Here is a 16,296-nt window from a genome sequence, read left to right on the forward strand (position 1 = left end):
ACTCAGAGAATACGAGTTACTACTGGTATTGCATTGATTGTAGTTGATCTGAACTGTTTTGTGGAGTCATTATGGCATTTCCCTCCAAAGGTGTCAGCCTGAATCTGCATGGGAAAATAATGAAATTCTAAGTTGGACTGGCGTGGGAAACCTCATAGAATCGTGCCAGCCTGAGGCTGCACACAGTAATGGTGATCCTGGTATTCAGTTCGACGATCGTCGTTTTGCCATTTCATTTTCTCATCGTTTTTATTTCAGAAAGGGACCAGACCATGTGGTCATTATTATTCGCTCAGAAAGAGGCGATCACTCCTAAAGATCCCATTACAACGGCAAATCATCTTTGGCTTACTGTCAAAGAGTATCTGGCCACACAAGGGACGCAACTGGGAATCAATATTGTAGTGGCCCTTGCGATATTCCTGGTGGGAAAATGGGTCGCCAATATTTTAAGTCGCTTTTGTAACCGGTTGATGAATCAGGCGAAAGTAGATGTTACTTTGGCTCGCTTTCTCGCAAATATTATTTATTCGATCTTGATGGTGATCGTGATCCTGGCTGCGTTATCGGAGCTGGGAATCAATACAACATCGCTGGCAGCGGTTTTGGCTGCAGCAGGTTTTGCTGTCGGAATGGCATTCCAGGGAACATTGGGCAGTTTTGCATCCGGCGTGATGTTGATCCTGTTCAAGCCATTTAAAGTCGGCGATTATGTCGAAGCAGGGGATACCGCGGGGATCGTGGAAGAAATTCAGATCTTTTCCACCCATTTACGAACGGCTGACAATATTGCGATTATCCTTCCCAATTCCAAAATCACAGGCGGGACGATAAGGAACTACTCTAAAAAAGAAACACGGCGCATCGATCTGGTCATTGGCTGTGGATACGATGATGATCTGAAAGCAGTGAAATCATTTCTGGAACAAACCGTCCAGGCTGATGAGCGTGTGCTGTCAGATCCTGCACCGATCATTGCAGTGAATGAACTGGGGGACAGCAGTGTGAATTTTGTGGTCCGTCCCTGGGTGAAAAATGCCGATTACTGGGCAACCCGTTGGGATTTGACAGAGAAAATCAAACTGGGCTTTGATGAGCACGGATTTAATATTCCTTATCCGACACGAGATTTACATGTTTATAACGAGGCATCAGCCGGGAACGAATAGCGCTGTCTAGCATGTCATCAAGATTTCAACGTCTCAGGGGGGCTGTCTTGAGGCGTTTTTTGTGCAATAATAGGCTCCAATATCGCTGGCAGAGTAGCCGGTTTTAAGGAATTGCCTGCTTAAATGGAATTCCTTTTGATTTAACCAGCGAAAACCCTGATCTTCTCCCACTTCCGTCAGATCATTTTCGTAATAAGAGGACTTGTTTTTCAGAGTTTTGGTTACTCTGAGATTTTATTTGCGTTTTAGTATTAATAGTCTTTATCAGAACGGGATATGAGGTGAGTGAACTATAGTCAGGTTTTCCTGGGTGACGTAAACTGCGTATTTTAAGAGTGATACCTCCACGCATGTTCTCCGGGTGTGTTCTATACTTGATTAGAGTATGTTGGTGGAAACACTTAGTTATGCTCTCATTCTAAATATTGACTGTCCCTTAACGGTTAGACCGTGCTACTTACATACCCGGTTGATCAAGTGTGGTAGTTGCCAACTCAAGCAGGCCCGAGTTGACTTCTATTTGGTCAATCGGGTCTGTTTGTTTACTAAAATCGGGCCAATCCTTCCTGCCAGTTTCATATCTGAAACTTCGAGCTCAAATATCCCAACATGAAAAAATGAATACTAATGATTTGCGGGGCGTTTGTAATTATATGAAGATTCCGTATCATATTAAATTACAACGACAGGACGTTTTACTTTCCTGCAACTCAGGCATTCCAAGTATGCCAGTCTAGTAAGGGCCCGTTCTCGCTTTTTGTAATGCAGTTCAACTGATTTGTTAATCAATTTAGCAATCTGTCATTGTTAAATTCATTTCTTTCTTAATACGTAGAGTGACTATGCAATCTCCACACCGACCGAGTTTATTACGAAAAATGAACGTTCGTAAGGTTTTGGAAGTGATCCAGAGCCAGGGAACTTTAACACGTGCTGATGTAATGCGATGTTCCGGAATCAGTGCGCCAACTGTTTCAAAAGCAGTCAGTGCATTACTCGATGCCGGGCTATTGGAGGAGCGGGAAACGGCTGAATTTTCAGTGGGTCGTCCTGGGAAACTGCTGCAGCTACCTCGGTTCAGTGCACAGGTCATTGGTGTGGTTCTGGATTGGGATTACTGCTCGGTTGTTGCTTCCGGTCTGGATGGACATTTGCATGAAGACAAGCTGGACCGATTCAAGACTCCCAAGACGTATTCAGAGTTGATCGAAACCATTTCAGGAAAAATTCGGCATCTGGTTGAGAAAGAGAATATTCCTGCATTGGGAGTGGGGATTACGGTTCCTGGTCTGGTTAACAGTAATGATGGTCGGATTTTTCTGGCTTCGAACCTGCATATTGTGGACGGGCAGGCGCCCGCCGTTGATATTGCCAGTAAAACCGATCTGGAATGTATTCTGGTCCAGAAATCAACCTCATTAAGTCTGTCTGAAAAGACCTATGGTGCTGGTCAGGCAATGGATGACTTTATCAATCTGGATGTTACTTCCGGCTTCGGGATGGGAGTGTTTACCGGAGGTCAGTTGCTGGATGGTCAACATGGTCTTGCCGGCGAGATTGCACACATCACAGTCGAACCTGAGGGAGGTCGTGTTTGCGGATGTGGCAATCAGGGCTGCCTGGAAACGGTCGCAACCGATCTGGCTTTAACACATTCTGTTTCTCAACGTGTCGGAAAAGAGTTGGAATTCGATGCGATTAAAGAAATGGTGCAGCAGGGAGAACTTGATATCACCCCAGAATTGGATCGCACGATTGAATACCTGGCGATCGGCGTCGCAGCGGCGATCAATATCTTTAACCCATCTAATATTTTCATTGCCTCTCGTTTGTTTGATCTGAGTGATGATGTGTTCGACACGATGACGCAAAAGGCCAAGAGCCGGGCTTTAAAACCGTCTTCCAGTTCCTGCGATATTGAGCGTTCCAAAGGGAATAAATATCTGGGTGCTGTCGCAGGGATTATTAATCATCTGGCGAATGGATTGGGACCACGCCTGACTTAATTCTGACTGAGACAGGAAAGCACTTCATGGCTCCATCTGCTGATGAGATTACTCATGAATTCATTCAGGAGTTGGTCCATTTGCTGGAGCAGTCGCGTCACAAAATCAAACATTGTCTGAACCAGCTTGACTTGGATCAGATCTGGTGGCGTCCGGAGACCGGCCTGAACAGTGTTGGCAACCTCATGCTGCATCTCTGTGGCAACCTGAACCAGTGGGCTGTCTGTGGAATCAACGGGCTTGAGGATAAGCGTCAACGGGAGCAGGAATTCTCATCAGAGAGGCGACTCACCCGCGACGAGCTGGAAATCATGCTGAACCACACGATTGAACAGGCATGCCAGGTGATGCAGTCCCTCTCTGCGAGTACATTGCTGGAAAAACGCGAGATCCAGGGATTCTCTGTTTCGGTTCTGGGAGCGCTATCACATACCGTACCGCATTTTGTAGGACATACACATCAGATTATTTACCTGACCCGCCTGCAAACCGGCGACCAGTATCAGTTTGACTGGTCGCCCGATTCTGAAAAGCGGCGCGTTCCAATTTAAGCAATGTGCTATCTCGCCATGTAATCTGTAAAACACATTCGTAAGATGTTCTTTCAATCGATTACTGAATGGTTCATAATCTGGCTTACAAAGAATTTTCGGGAACGCCCCTGTTTCGTTTTTTGGTGGCTCAGAACACGCTACAATAGCCTCATCAGCAGTATTGTTCCTTGATCAAGTCAGGCAAAAGGCGTTTGTGTTATGTCCCGCAAAGCAAAGCGGTCTCAAAATCAGTCCCGAAAAAAAAGTTCGCTTCGAAAGGAACAGGGGACCAAACAAGCAGCCTGTGTGTCGATGGAGTCCGATTTTCAAAACACAGGGCGTCTGCCTGTTGAGCTCTTTTTTTTAGCCCTCTTGTTGATCTGGTCATTTTTGATTTCCTGCTTTCCGTTAAGGAACATGGATATCTGGTGGCATCTACGAACAGGAGAATTGATTCTGGAACGTGGTACGGTCCCTTATTTCGACTGGTTTACGTTTGTCGATTTTGATCGCCCCTGGATTGATCTGCATTGGGGTTTTCAGATTCTGGTCATCTGGCTGTATCGCTGGGGAGGCGTTGATTTACTGATTCTGACCAAAGCCTTCTGCCTGTCTCTGACAATTAGCTTTGCCTGGTTTGCTGCGGGAAGAGCAGTTCCTGTATGGTGGAAAGCGCTGTTATGGGTATTACCCGTTATCTGTATCTCCGGTCGGTCTCTGGTTCGTCCGGAAATGTTGTCTCTGATGTATCTGGCAATTTGGATGTATGTCATCAGTCGTGTCGAGACGCGCCCAAAACTGATCTGGTTGATTCCGCTGATTACTATATTCTGGGTGAATAGCCATGCATTGTTTGTGCTGGGGCTAGTGGTCAGTGTGCTCTTTGTCATTGATCATTTGATTCGTGTCTGGGCACAAGGACGATTTGGGATCGAAGTACCATCGACAACCATTTCCGGAATCACCTTCGTCCGAGTTGGTGTGCTGACAGGGTTGGCCTGTTTTCTGAATCCTTATCTGGAGCAGGGGGTGTTGTTTCCGTTAACGCTCTATGAAAAGTTTTCTGTTGACCAGTCCTTTTATTCGATTCGCGTTGGTGAATTTCAGCCTCCAATCAATTTCATCAGGCAGTACGGATTACGAAATCTGTATTTATTCTCACAGGTGCTGTTGGCTTTACTGACGCTGAGCAGCTTCTTTCCTTTATTGATCAGGAAACGCGTCAATCCTTTTCGCATTCTGCTCTTCATTGCCTTTACTCATCTGGCTTGGAAGGCGTCACGGAATACTGGAATTTTCTCGCTGATCGCCGGTATCATTCTGTGTGATAATGTCTCTGACTGGATACGCTTGACGGTGTCTTTCCGAACGGCAACCGGAGTGCTTCCTGGAACTTCCACCGTGAAATCCTGTTGGCTGACGAAGTCGATCGCAGGCAAGGGGATTTCCACAATCGTCTTTCTGTTTCTGACAGGAAGCATCTTAACGGGCCACTGGGCGCGCTGGGGAGGTGAAGGTAAGGTTCTGGGCTTAGGAGAACAGAAAGCATGGTATGCGCACGCAGCAGCAAAATTTACCGGCCAGCCCGGAATGCCAAATCGCGCTTTTATTTCCAACATGGGACAGGCGGCCGTTTATATCTTTCATAATGGCCCGGAACGAAAAGTATTTTTCGATGGTCGCCTGGAGGTGAATTCGAAAGAAACATTTCAGCTCTATGAACAAATCCAACAGCAAATGGCGGCAGGGAACACAAACTGGGCCTATGTTCTTCTGGATGAACAGGGACAGTTGCCGGTAGTGATTCTGGATAGCCGTTATTCCCGCGATGAAATTCGGGGAATGGGAGCAAATCCCGGGTGGCGGCTGGTTTTTGCAGATCCGGCTGCTGCTGTGTTTTTAGATGTACAGACTGCAGATCGTTTGCAGTTATCACAAGCGGATCCCAGCCCGTTATTTCATCCGCCCGGTCTGTAAGCGATGATGAGGGATTAGTTCCTGATTCGAAATTAGGCGAAATTAAGACTCCCTGGAGAAGTTGCGCTTGCAAATCGATGTCGCTCAGAGGACAGTAGGAGATCTCACTTTAAATCAAACAAACCGTTCCTGAGGGAACCGGATCATTCTATTTTCTGTTTAGAACGAGGAGAGACACCATGCAACATTCATTGATCAGGAAGCGACTGATCTCCCTGTTTGCACTGTTTTTATTGTTGCAGACAGCAACTCATGATTTACGGGCACAGGAAGCACAACAACAAGCCCATAAAGCCCCTTTGGCAAAGCTTGATCTCAAATCAGGAGATTCGATTGTCTTTCTGGGTGACAGTATCACGCACCAATGTCTTTACACGCAGTATGTGGAAGACTTTTTTTATACTCGCTATCCCAAGATGCGATTGAAGTTTCATAACTCCGGCGTTGGTGGCGCTAAGGCCTGGGATGCTCTGGCTCGCTTTGATCGTGATGTCGCCGCATATAAGCCTAAGTATGTGACTGTTTTGCTGGGGATGAACGATGGGCAGTATCAACCATTCAATGAGGCCATTTTCCAGACGTATTACAAAGATATGCAGGAATTGATCGCCAAAATCAAAGAAATCGGCGCACAACCGATTCTGATGACACCGACCATGTTTGATGCGCGGGCCGCACGAATGGGAAAACGGAAACGGGATCCAGCGGCAGTCGAATTGTATAACTCGGTTCTTGCTTACTATGGAACATGGTTGCGCGAAGTGGCATCAGAGTCGGGATTTGGCTTTGTTGACATGTATAGCCCGTTGAATAATATTACGCTTACTGCCCGTCAAAAAGATCCTTCGTTTACGATCATTAAAGATGCCATTCACCCAGATCCACCGGGACAGGTGGTAATGGCGTATGCATTATTATCCGACATGAACGTTCAACGACAGGTTTCACGGATTAACATCAGTCAGAATGCCAAGGGAAAACCCACCGCTTCTGCCAGAGGGGGGAAACTTTCCGATCTGCAGTATACCGATAATGGCGTATCATTTACCTGGCTGGCAGACAGCCTGCCCTGGGTAGTGCCGCAAGAAGCACAATTGGGAGCTGAATTGACCAAGCTGGGGCATCGAATGAGTCAGGAATCATTGTCGATTCATGGATTGCCACCCGGTCGTTATGAATTGTCGATTGATGGCAACGTAGTCGGACAATATGCCAATACGGCTCTGGCACGACATATTGAACTGCAGAGTAACGCGAAAACGCCTCAGTACCAGCAGGCAATGAAAGTCGCGTTGTTGAACAAAGAACGCAACGATGGTCCCGTTAAGAATAAGCGGAACAGCTGGCGTGCTTTTCAGCAGTTTGCACGAATCAAACGCGAGCTGGATGCGCAAGGAGATCAGCAGGATAAAACGCAGGTAGCTCGACTGGACCGGTTAGAAAAACAACTGGAAAACCAGGAAGAGACGATCCAGGAAAGCGAAGCGGCTGATCTGGCATTGGAAGATCAAATCTTTAAGGTTAATCAGCCGGTGGCCCGTAAGTACGTTTTGAAGAAAGTCGTTGTCCGGAAGCAGAAATAATAAGCTACCGGGATCAACAGACCCTGATAAAGAAGCAGGCAGCCTGAGGTGAAGTCACCCGGGCTGCCTGTTTTTGTTTTCTAATTAGGGCTGGGAAATCAGACCAGGAAGACAAAGGTCAAAACAATCGAAAGTGGTAGCAGGACCGCACAGCTATAGGCCATGAAGCCAAAAAAGCTGGGCATGCGGATGTTATTCTTTTCTGCAATGGCTTTGACCATGAAATTTGGTCCGTTCCCAATATAGGTCATGGCACCCATGAAAACGGCGCCCAGACTGATAGCCACCAGCGAAACTTCGTTGACCCCTGCGACGGCGGTCCCGTTTGTACCAGCTGCTTTTGCTGTTTCGAAGAAGACAACATAGGTGGGTGCGTTATCCAGAAAACTCGAGAGTACTCCTGTTGCCCAGTAAAACTTCCAGGGAGAATCAATACCCAGTGAGGCTCCGTTGACGTTCAAAATCTGGACAGGTGCCTGCATGCAGATAAAGATACCGACAAATAACGCAGCCACTTCGAGAATTGCTTCATAGTTGAAGGAATTCTGTTTCCGAATCATTTTGGAAGTGGTTAACAGAGAGATTCCTGCGAGAGCAAACATACAGACTTCGCGAAAGAAGTGCGGAGCATGCCAATCAGTACCTGGAACGGGTTTAGAAGGATCAAGGACTGCAACACAGAAGATAACTAACAGTAACCACAGAAAGTTAATGCTGCCTTTAAGTGAAAATGGTTCTGAGACTTCAGGCAGTGCTTCGACCTTTTCTTTATCTTCTTTTCTATAGCGAATTGTATCGAACACGAAGTAAACAGCCAGTAGCGAGAGGTTCATTGCCAGCCACATCGGCCAAAGTGAAAGCGTCCAAGTAAAGGGAACTCCTCGGAGGAATCCAAGAAATAAGGGTGGGTCACCAATGGGAAGCAGGCAGCCGCCCGTATTACAAACGACGAAAATAAAGAAGATGACTGTATGGGCTACGTAGTCTCGTTTTTGGTTTGCTTTCAAAAGCGGACGAATCAGCAACATCGCGGCCCCGGTTGTTCCGATGAAACTGGCGATCGCCGCCCCGATGGCAATGATCCCTGTGTTTAGAATCGGGCGTCCGACCAGATTACCGTTAAAGGCAATCCCGCCACTGATGACATACAGGCTGAAAAGCAGTGCGATAAATGGAATGTATTCAACCAGTAAGGCATTCTTGAGGACAACGATTGCCGCCGGAAATCCAGGAGCCGACAGTTCATGAGTCCCATGGTCTACCACACCGTGTCCATACAGAAAGGTGTAGTAAAGTAAGGTGACCAGTCCCAGGCTGACGGCAACGAGAAGGCGGTTTTTATTATGTTCCCACCACTCTTCGGTTTTATGAATTAACGGAAGAAACGCAATACACAACAAAAGTGCGGCGAAGGGAATCACGCTATAAAAAGCAGGTGGTTCTGCATGGGCGTGGTGTTCGTCATGCGTGACTTCCGCAGTTGATACGAGAGTTGTTGCTTCCAGTTGCGTATGTGCATCAGCGATTAAGTTCATCTCAATCGCCCTCCATAATTAGGGGGATTAATGTAAATGGGTAACTATTCGAAAATCCGTTTTCGGTTTGTGTGGCGAAAACAAGAATGAGCCTCTTGTCTTCATTGGCGGAATAAAATCGTGGATTATGGCATGATCTGAGATCACGTACAACGTCCAGATCCGGATGATTTCAGATTGTGTTTATGAATTTACAAACTCGGTTTGTCGTTCTTCTTTTGGAGCTGCACTGTCTTTAATTTCAGACAAGTACTGTTTCACCAGTTCTGCGGTATGCGTACTATCCAACAGCTCCAGAGTGATTAATGTTTTACCCAAAGCGATTGGTGGTTCAATCTGCAATGCCAGTAGATAGGCAATCTGGTCTAAAGTCAGAAAGTTGTTCCGGACGGCAACTTCGCCGAATCGATTTTCTGTTTTTTTCTGAAGATCCAGGATTTTGACGACTTGATCTGCTGTCAATAATTTTTCAGCGATAGAAAGTTCGCCTATTTTGACTTGTTCGCCCTGTTTAGGGCACTTTAGCAGTGCTTTGGAAATCGTGGGAATATCAAAAACTTTTTTGGTCACCAACCAGCGACTGAATCTGCTACGTTTGATGAGCCGGTGCAGTTCCTGATCTTCCTGACTGATAATCGAACGAACGTGGACCTGGTTTCTTCCTTTTTCTTTTGATTCGTACATTGCCTCATCTGCTTCGGCTACCAGTCGCTCAGCGAACCCTGTGATGTTTCGAGGAGGAATGCCTACGACTGCGCCCAGGCTGGCGGTGACCGGGACCCGTTGCCCTTCGAACTCAATGACTTCGTTTTCAATCAGGGCCCGCAGTCTTTCTGCCAGTTCTTTAATTCCATTTTCGGAAGGGTTGTTCACCATGATCACGAATTCTTCACCACCATAACGGCAGAAGACATCGGAACGACGTGTGGATTCATTGGCTACCTGGGCAACGCGTTGTAAGACCAGGTCGCCAAATTGATGCCCGTAGGTATCGTTGAGTTGTTTGAAACGGTCAATGTCTGAGAAGATAATTCCAATCGGCTGTGCAGATCGGGCACAACAGTGTATTTCTTTTTCGAAGGCTTCGTTGAAGTAGCTGCGGTTATATGCTTTTGTCAGGGGGTCATGGATGGCTTTGCTTTGCAGCTGCTTATTTTCCGATTCCAGTTTTACTTTTTGTTCTTCGATGACGGCTTGGCGAGCACAGGCTTGGGTCGAATCGACCTGGGCTTTCATCGTCAATTGAACTAACTGCTCGTTAGCAGTTGCCATGATTTCATAAGGCGATCCAATGTCATCCATATTGACTTGGAATACTTGCGCTGCTTCTTCAAATCGGGACTGAACATTTTCGAGGAAGCCATGCAGGTCATCGTGTGGCATATTGTAAAATTCTGAGGTCAGTGCCTGCAGTCGATGTAATGCCAGTCCACTGTTGGGGGAGCAGAAGTAGTCACCAATCGATGCTGAGGTTGCGATGATGATGATCAGCTTGAAGTTCGGGTCTGATTCCAAAGCTTTCAGTTGTTCAAATGAATCATGATGATGTTCGATTGCAGATTTGAATTGCTCAGACATCTGCCAGCGTTCCATCATTTTAACACCAACCTCGGCATGGTTGATTCCCAGGACTTCAGTTTCTACTTCAGAGTTATTTCGTTGTTGCGCTTCAGCTTGTTCAAGGACCGGTAACAAGTCGTTCGGAATGGATCGGAGCATTGCCAGATGGCCAATATCCTGGAGCAGACCGATCAGAAAACTATCGTATTTTAATTCATTCCCCAGTTTTGAGGCTAACAGTTCTGCTGCCGCAGACTGAATGATGGATTGTTTCCAATACGAATCAAATCGTGATTTCAACGGTCCTTCCGTAATTGCCGATTCCGAAAGTGAAAAACTTAAAGCCAGTGAGGTGACCACCATTGTCCCCAACAGGGGCACTGCCCGCTCAATGCCTTTGCACTCAGTTCTTAAACCAAAAAATGAAGAATTACTGGCTTTCAATATTTTGGCTGTAATCGCAGGATCTGCTTTGATCGTCTCAATGACTTCCTTAATATCCGTATCCGGATTTTTTGAAAGATCCAACAGCCGCACAGCGACCGCTGGTAAGGTTGGTAATTGATCTGAAGACCAAATTTTTTCAGGAGAAATCATTTTCTAAGACCTTTGCGGTAATCCAATTCAATGAAAATACAGTCATTTTCAATAAGTGAATTTCTCTGGATGGCTCTGTGTTTTCCCAATCGCATTCAAAGTCAACCTGGATGGAATTAGCCAGGCTTTGTTTGGCTTGTGTTATGCGTTTGAGGTAACCCATCGCTCCAGTTTGCTTTTCAAGCTGTCCGGGGTGAATGGTTTGACCAGATAATCAGAAACACCAGCCTGAATTGCCGTGACTACGCGAGCACGTTCTGCTTCGGTTGTAATCATAATCACGGGAATATCTTTGTTACGCTGACGGATCTCTTTCAGGAGTTGAAGCCCGTCCATATTTGGCATGTTCCAATCGCTCAGAACAATATCAAACGTGGAAGCCTGAAATATCTCTAAAGCCTGGACTCCATCTTCTGCTTCAGTTACATCTTCGATACCCAGTTTCGACAAGCATCGTTTCTGGATTGTTCTCATTGTTCCTGAGTCATCAACAAGTAATACTTTCATTGGAATGGCCTTTATCTTTAAGTCAGTAATTCGTTCAAAAACAAGTATTAGTCAAACGGGCGTCTTAACGATCAGAAAATCCTGCTTCAATGGTGAAAGTTCCGATTTCTGAATCGAACGCGATACAAATTGGGACAACATTCGAAGGGTAATGAACAGTGTGCCCTTTTCCGGTAATAATATTGGGAATACTGATTGATGCTTCCAGATGCTCCAGCTGTGCTTTTGCTGATCCGGCAATCATATTCGCCAATTCACAAACGGCATCACAGACTTCATCGTTGATTTCGTCGGATGAAATTCCAACGAGGCGATCCAAAATTCCAATGCCTACACTTTTTGATAAACTGAGAACCAGTGTTCCGGCTGCTTTTCCAGAAATACCAATCACAGCACTTAGTTCATGCTCTGGAATGTGGTCCGCCTTTAGACTCAATCCGGTGCGTTTTGGCGTACAACCCAGCATCATTTCAAAGACAGAGATTGTTGAGCTGATGATTGGATTCACAAATTCTGCAGTGAGCTCCGATTTACCTGTGGTAGTTGACGTCATTATCAAGTTCCTGTTTCCTGGGAATAATTCAAAATCAATTCTTCTGAAGTATTTTAAAGATAGTCTTGCTGGTTTATTGAAATCCAAGTGTGAGCATGATGCTCAACTTCAGATGGCGTCAAAATGACATAGGGTGTTTTTCAATAATCGTGCACTTAGAACATAGATCACGAAAAATTACATGTGCCAAAATATCAACACGATATTGGAAATAATAATTACACGGCTCCCAGGCCGTGTCTGGGTATTCCGACTTTGCCGGATATATCGGAGGCCTTGGCCTGCAGGAATACAGTGTAATCCCTCCTGAATAATTCAAGGCAACCGCGATACCAGGTTCAGAGTAGAGAGGCCAGTCTCAGTGGGCTCCCTCTTTGTATGCAAATAAGCAAGAAACCTGCAGTATCTGGCATATGTTATGAAAGCAGAGAAAAGAACAGGACAAGGAACTCCTGTTTTCTGTTGAGGCGTGCATCGCTTTTTGGGGCTTCGTTTGACGAAAGTCTCAACGTATCTAAGGGATTCAACTGCAGAATTCTCTCAATTTGCAGTTGAGTCATCGAGTGAAAATTGTATACGATAGGGAATCTTACTAATGGCTGATCAATTTGTATCTTGATACGAAGAAATCATATTATCATTTCAACAAGACTTTATTCATCATTTCTCAGAAGTTGGATAAAGATACTCGTTCAGTTCTATATTCTTATGTGCTGATATAATTAAGTAGTTGCTGTGTTATTTAGCTAAAGCGCAAATGCCAATGGCACAATCATTTCATCAGGACCATTTTGAGTTCGCTCAAGATGTTCGAACCACATGTCATCGACTAAATAATTTCTTAACAATTTTGCAGTGTCAGCATGATTGCCTAGGGGCATTGCCCTCCAAAAATCTAGAGACTGAGTTAGCTGATATATTAAAAGAATTAGACCCACTCGTGGAAGACGTGACAAATGATGTGCATGTTCTCTCTAAAAAATGCAGAGACATCTTAGAAGGGGCTAATAATAAATAAACAATGGTGGAAAGTAGATTGAACCATTAGTTAATTGATATCTATAATTTCTTCACTTATTTTATCTGGGGGCCAACATGCTTACTTCAACTGATCTAATTCGCGTCGTATTGGTAGACGACCATTTGATGCTCGTTGATTCATTGGTGACACGGTTTCAACGCGATTCAGATATTGAGGTTGTCGGGACAGCGACCAATGCAGATGATGGACTGGCCCTCATTCTTGAAACAGAACCAGATGTTGTGATCCTGGATGTTGAGTTGCCGGGGCGAGGTTCGTTTGATATCGGTGAAGAAATTTCGTCGCGATTGAAAAACACCAAAATGATTTTTCTCACTGGCTATCTTTCAGACATTTTTATTGAACTGGCACTTAGAGTAAACGCGGTTGGTTATCTGTTGAAGGGCGAGCCGATTGAATCATTGATTCACGCCATCAAAAAAGCAGCCCGGGGTGAATACTGTTTCTCACAATCGGTTCAGGAACGACTGATTTTCGATCATAAGAAGAATCGTTACTCAATTCAGTCAGAAAGTATGCTGGCCTCGCTGACCTCCCGCCAAATCGAAGTCCTGCGACATCTAGCTCGGGGAAAGAGTGTCAAAGAAGTGGCGCGCTCAATGCATCTCTCTGAGAAGTCGATTGACAGTCACAAATATCGCATTATGCACAAACTGGGCATTCATGATCGGGTCGAACTGGCCCGCTATTCCATTCGTGAAGGATTGACTCTCCCTTAAGAGTTTACTGCTTTATGAATCTTCAGGAACAAATTGGACCACGCTTTTGAATCAGACGACTGATTAATTCCATTTGCGAGTCCGAGAGCTTGAAATTCATGGTTTCTGCATTTTCGATAATCTGTTCAGGGCGTTTGGCCCCACATAACGCACACGTAATTCCTTTCTGCTGAATCGTCCAGCGTATCACAATCTGGGCTACCGTTTGATTCAAGTCTCTTGCCAGAATACGCAGTTCATCCAGGAAGTCCTGATTTTTTTCCCACTCTGCTCCATGAAACATGGGATACTTTTGCCGGCCGTCTTCGGGAGCGAATTGGTGAGCGCGGGGAAGTTTACCGGCCAGTAATCCTTTCATCAATGGCCAGTAAGCCATCACTGAGATCTGATTCTCAATGCACCAGGGAAGACGGTCTGTTTCGATATCGCGCTGCAACATATTATAACGCGGTTGATATGCTGAGATCGGGCAGACAGCGGCAAATTCCTGGAGTTGCTCCAGAGTAAAATTTGATACGCCGATCGATAGTATTTTTCCGGCTTCCAGAAGTTCTTTATACGCTCCTGCAGATTCACTGACCGGAATTTCAGGGTCAGGGCCGTGTAAATAATAGAGCTCTACCCGGTCTGTATTTAGACGCGACAGACTTTCGTCGCATTCCTGTTTGATTCTGGCTGGTGATGCATTTCGAATCTGTTTCCTGTCAGACCAGTGAATGCCGCCCTTTGTGGCAATCACAATTTGATCTCGTTTCTCCCCCAGTGCTTTTGCGATCAGACGCTCACTTTCTCCTTCATAGCCATAGCAATAAGCAGTATCAAAAAAGTTGATACCCGATTCAAAAGCGGCATTCAAGGTCGCGAGGCTTGCCTCTTCGGTAACATCAACACTCGTGACTCCGGAAATCGGCCAGCAACCCATTGCGATGGGGGTCACCTGAATATTTGTGTTTCCTATATTTCGCAAAGCAGTCATTGCACCTGTTCCTGTAGGAGATCAAAGAGTAGAGTCATGTCTTGAAGCGGATGAATGGAGATTCAGCCCAGAATGAACTACCATAGCGTACCGTTGGCTTAGAGAACATCATATTGTTTGCACGAAACAATTGAAGGCAAATCGAGATTATGTGTGCACGGTTTTTCTTATTTTCGCCTGACGAAGAGATCATGAAGTTATTTCACATGGTCAGCTTTCCCCGTATCTCTCCCCGTTTTAATATTGCACCTTCTCAACCTGTGCTGGCAATAACCAGAAGTCAACACGATTTGCATGTGAAGCATTTTCAATGGGGGCTGATTCCCGGCTGGATGAAAAATCCTGCGCCAGGGCAGGCGATGATTAACGCTCGCTCAGAAACGGCGTCCTCGAAACCCGCATTCAAGAGTGCCTTTCGCTATCGCAGGTGTCTGATTCCCGCCAACGGGTTTTATGAATGGAAGAGTTCCGGGAATCGCTCGAAGCAAGCCATGTGTGTCCGAATCAATGAGGCACCCTTGTTTGCGATGGCAGGGATCTGGGAACAGTGGCAGAGCCCTGACGGCACAGAACTGGAAACCTGCTCCGTATTGACGACTTCCGCCAATACGCTGCTGGAAACCATTCACCCCCGTATGCCCGTGATTCTGCGTCCCGAACAGTATGCGCGCTGGCTGAGTGCCGATACCACTCCCGTTCCGCAGCTGGAGCGGTTGCTGCAGACCTATCCCGCAGAGGAGATGCAGGCTTTTCCCGTCAGCTCCTATGTGAATAAAGTCGTTCATGACTCCCCGGAATGCATCGAGCCGATTCAGGAGCAGAAAACGCTGTTTTAGCCAGTTGTTTCTGGTGCTGCGAACAGTGAGAGGAGAGGCTCGATTTCTTCGAAGTGCTCAAACAGGTAGTCTGGTTCACATGCACGGAGTTCTTCCAGAGGATAAACACCAGTTGCAACCGCAATCACGTTAGCTCCAATTGCTCGCGCACAGTGGATATCACTGGGCGTATCTCCAATTACCCAGATTGAAGTTCCTGCCAGTGATTCGGGAGAGTGACGTTGTTGAATCTGTTTGATTGCTTCGTGAGCGACATCATTTCGATTGGCGTGATGATCTCCATAGGCACCGAACTCAAAGAAGTGTTTCAAATGATAGTGTTCCAGTTTCTGCCGGGCACCATGTTCAAAATTGCCAGTCAGCAGGCCGAGGTCTATGTGCGTGTGCTGGGACAGCTGTTCCAAAATCGGCTTGATACCTGGCAAGACACGCCCTTGCCGTTCTTTCAGTTTTTCGGCAAGCAGTTTGAGGTAGCCAGCTTCAAAGCGTTGTCGATTCTGGCTTGTATTTGGAATTCCAAAGTAGTCGAAGAGATCTACCATGATGGCATGGTCCGTTCTTCCGGCTGTCGGAATGCCTTCCACGGGCGCAGAAACCCGAAACTCTTCTTCCAGCATATGCAGGATAGATCGTTGACCGGCACCTCCGGTATCGATCAAGGTACCATCAATATCAAACAGACAAATATGCATAATCCGCCAGT

Annotated in this window: 13 protein-coding genes; 7 read left to right on the forward strand and 6 right to left on the reverse strand. The window is 46.1% G+C overall.

Features of this window, described 5'->3' with window-relative positions; translation table 11 throughout:
• Positions 1–272: 272 nt before the first annotated feature.
• The 5 genes from Enr17x_RS02545 (at position 273) to Enr17x_RS02565 (ending at position 7,268) form a co-directional block, all read left to right on the forward strand.
• Entirely contained in the window at positions 273–1,169 is an 897-nt protein-coding gene (locus Enr17x_RS02545; RefSeq protein ID WP_145305664.1) for a mechanosensitive ion channel family protein, read from the forward strand.
• An 842-nt stretch (positions 1,170–2,011) separates the two neighbouring features.
• Entirely contained in the window at positions 2,012–3,175 is a 1,164-nt protein-coding gene (locus tag Enr17x_RS02550) for an ROK family transcriptional regulator (protein WP_145305665.1), read from the forward strand.
• A 26-nt stretch (positions 3,176–3,201) separates the two neighbouring features.
• Positions 3,202–3,726 (forward strand): DUF1572 family protein, encoded by a 525-nt coding sequence (locus Enr17x_RS02555; protein WP_145305666.1) that lies wholly within the window; start codon positions 3,202–3,204, stop codon positions 3,724–3,726.
• A gap of 201 nt (positions 3,727–3,927) precedes the next feature.
• On the forward strand, positions 3,928–5,685 hold the full coding sequence (locus Enr17x_RS02560) for a hypothetical protein (RefSeq protein WP_145305667.1): 1,758 nt from the start codon (positions 3,928–3,930) through the stop codon (positions 5,683–5,685).
• Between the two features lie 179 nt (positions 5,686–5,864).
• A complete protein-coding gene (locus Enr17x_RS02565; protein ID WP_145305668.1) occupies positions 5,865–7,268 on the forward strand; it encodes an SGNH/GDSL hydrolase family protein in 1,404 nt (467 codons plus the stop codon).
• Positions 7,269–7,366: 98 nt separating this feature from the next.
• Here the strand turns inward: Enr17x_RS02565 and Enr17x_RS02570 are convergent, their stop codons facing one another.
• From Enr17x_RS02570 to Enr17x_RS02585, 4 genes are all read right to left on the reverse strand, one after another.
• Positions 7,367–8,803: a sodium:proton antiporter gene (locus tag Enr17x_RS02570; protein ID WP_145305669.1), complete on the reverse strand. Its 1,437-nt coding sequence runs from the start codon at positions 8,801–8,803 to the stop codon at positions 7,367–7,369.
• Between the two features lie 183 nt (positions 8,804–8,986).
• Positions 8,987–10,960, reverse strand: coding sequence for a sensor domain-containing diguanylate cyclase (locus Enr17x_RS02575; protein WP_145305670.1), 1,974 nt, complete (start codon positions 10,958–10,960; stop codon positions 8,987–8,989).
• A 141-nt stretch (positions 10,961–11,101) separates the two neighbouring features.
• Positions 11,102–11,467 carry a response regulator gene (locus Enr17x_RS02580; RefSeq protein WP_145210236.1) on the reverse strand — a complete coding sequence of 122 codons (366 nt, stop codon included), beginning with the start codon at positions 11,465–11,467 and terminating at the stop codon, positions 11,102–11,104.
• A 64-nt stretch (positions 11,468–11,531) separates the two neighbouring features.
• On the reverse strand, positions 11,532–12,107 hold the full coding sequence (locus tag Enr17x_RS02585; protein ID WP_232100923.1) for a chemotaxis protein CheX: 576 nt from the start codon (positions 12,105–12,107) through the stop codon (positions 11,532–11,534).
• 1,008 nt (positions 12,108–13,115) lie between these two features.
• On the opposite strand from Enr17x_RS02585, the gene Enr17x_RS02590 reads away from it, so the two are divergent.
• Positions 13,116–13,781 carry a response regulator transcription factor gene (locus tag Enr17x_RS02590; RefSeq protein ID WP_145305671.1) on the forward strand — a complete coding sequence of 222 codons (666 nt, stop codon included), beginning with the start codon at positions 13,116–13,118 and terminating at the stop codon, positions 13,779–13,781.
• Between the two features lie 22 nt (positions 13,782–13,803).
• On the opposite strand, the gene Enr17x_RS02595 is transcribed toward Enr17x_RS02590, so the two are convergent.
• Entirely contained in the window at positions 13,804–14,757 is a 954-nt protein-coding gene (locus Enr17x_RS02595; RefSeq protein ID WP_145305672.1) for an aldo/keto reductase, read from the reverse strand.
• A gap of 149 nt (positions 14,758–14,906) precedes the next feature.
• Here Enr17x_RS02595 and Enr17x_RS02600 point away from each other — a divergent pair, with 149 nt between their 5' ends.
• Positions 14,907–15,593, forward strand: coding sequence for an SOS response-associated peptidase (locus Enr17x_RS02600; RefSeq protein WP_261343413.1), 687 nt, complete (start codon positions 14,907–14,909; stop codon positions 15,591–15,593).
• Here Enr17x_RS02600 and Enr17x_RS02605 read toward each other — a convergent pair.
• A complete protein-coding gene (locus Enr17x_RS02605) occupies positions 15,590–16,285 on the reverse strand; it encodes an HAD family hydrolase (protein ID WP_145305674.1) in 696 nt (231 codons plus the stop codon). The two genes, Enr17x_RS02600 and Enr17x_RS02605, sit on opposite strands and share 4 nt — an antisense overlap.
• Positions 16,286–16,296 lie beyond the last annotated feature (11 nt).

It is taken from the genome of Gimesia fumaroli (assembly GCF_007754425.1).
Classification (GTDB): Bacteria; Planctomycetota; Planctomycetia; order Planctomycetales; family Planctomycetaceae; genus Gimesia; species Gimesia fumaroli.

What these genes read in the sequence shown, in the direction of transcription:
- Enr17x_RS02595 (WP_145305672.1), bottom strand. Translation starts at nt 14,757, where the DNA reads ATGACTGCTTTGCGAAATATAGGAAACACAAATATTCAGGTGACCCCC.
- Enr17x_RS02565 (WP_145305668.1), top strand. Translation starts at nt 5,865, where the DNA reads ATGCAACATTCATTGATCAGGAAGCGACTGATCTCCCTGTTTGCACTG.
- Enr17x_RS02580 (WP_145210236.1), bottom strand. Translation starts at nt 11,467, where the DNA reads ATGAAAGTATTACTTGTTGATGACTCAGGAACAATGAGAACAATCCAG.
- Enr17x_RS02605 (WP_145305674.1), bottom strand. Translation starts at nt 16,285, where the DNA reads ATGCATATTTGTCTGTTTGATATTGATGGTACCTTGATCGATACCGGA.
- Enr17x_RS02600 (WP_261343413.1), top strand. Translation starts at nt 14,907, where the DNA reads ATGTGTGCACGGTTTTTCTTATTTTCGCCTGACGAAGAGATCATGAAG.
- Enr17x_RS02550 (WP_145305665.1), top strand. Translation starts at nt 2,012, where the DNA reads ATGCAATCTCCACACCGACCGAGTTTATTACGAAAAATGAACGTTCGT.
- Enr17x_RS02545 (WP_145305664.1), top strand. Translation starts at nt 273, where the DNA reads ATGTGGTCATTATTATTCGCTCAGAAAGAGGCGATCACTCCTAAAGAT.
- Enr17x_RS02555 (WP_145305666.1), top strand. Translation starts at nt 3,202, where the DNA reads ATGGCTCCATCTGCTGATGAGATTACTCATGAATTCATTCAGGAGTTG.
- Enr17x_RS02590 (WP_145305671.1), top strand. Translation starts at nt 13,116, where the DNA reads ATGCTTACTTCAACTGATCTAATTCGCGTCGTATTGGTAGACGACCAT.
- Enr17x_RS02560 (WP_145305667.1), top strand. Translation starts at nt 3,928, where the DNA reads ATGTCCCGCAAAGCAAAGCGGTCTCAAAATCAGTCCCGAAAAAAAAGT.
- Enr17x_RS02570 (WP_145305669.1), bottom strand. Translation starts at nt 8,803, where the DNA reads ATGAACTTAATCGCTGATGCACATACGCAACTGGAAGCAACAACTCTC.
- Enr17x_RS02575 (WP_145305670.1), bottom strand. Translation starts at nt 10,960, where the DNA reads ATGATTTCTCCTGAAAAAATTTGGTCTTCAGATCAATTACCAACCTTA.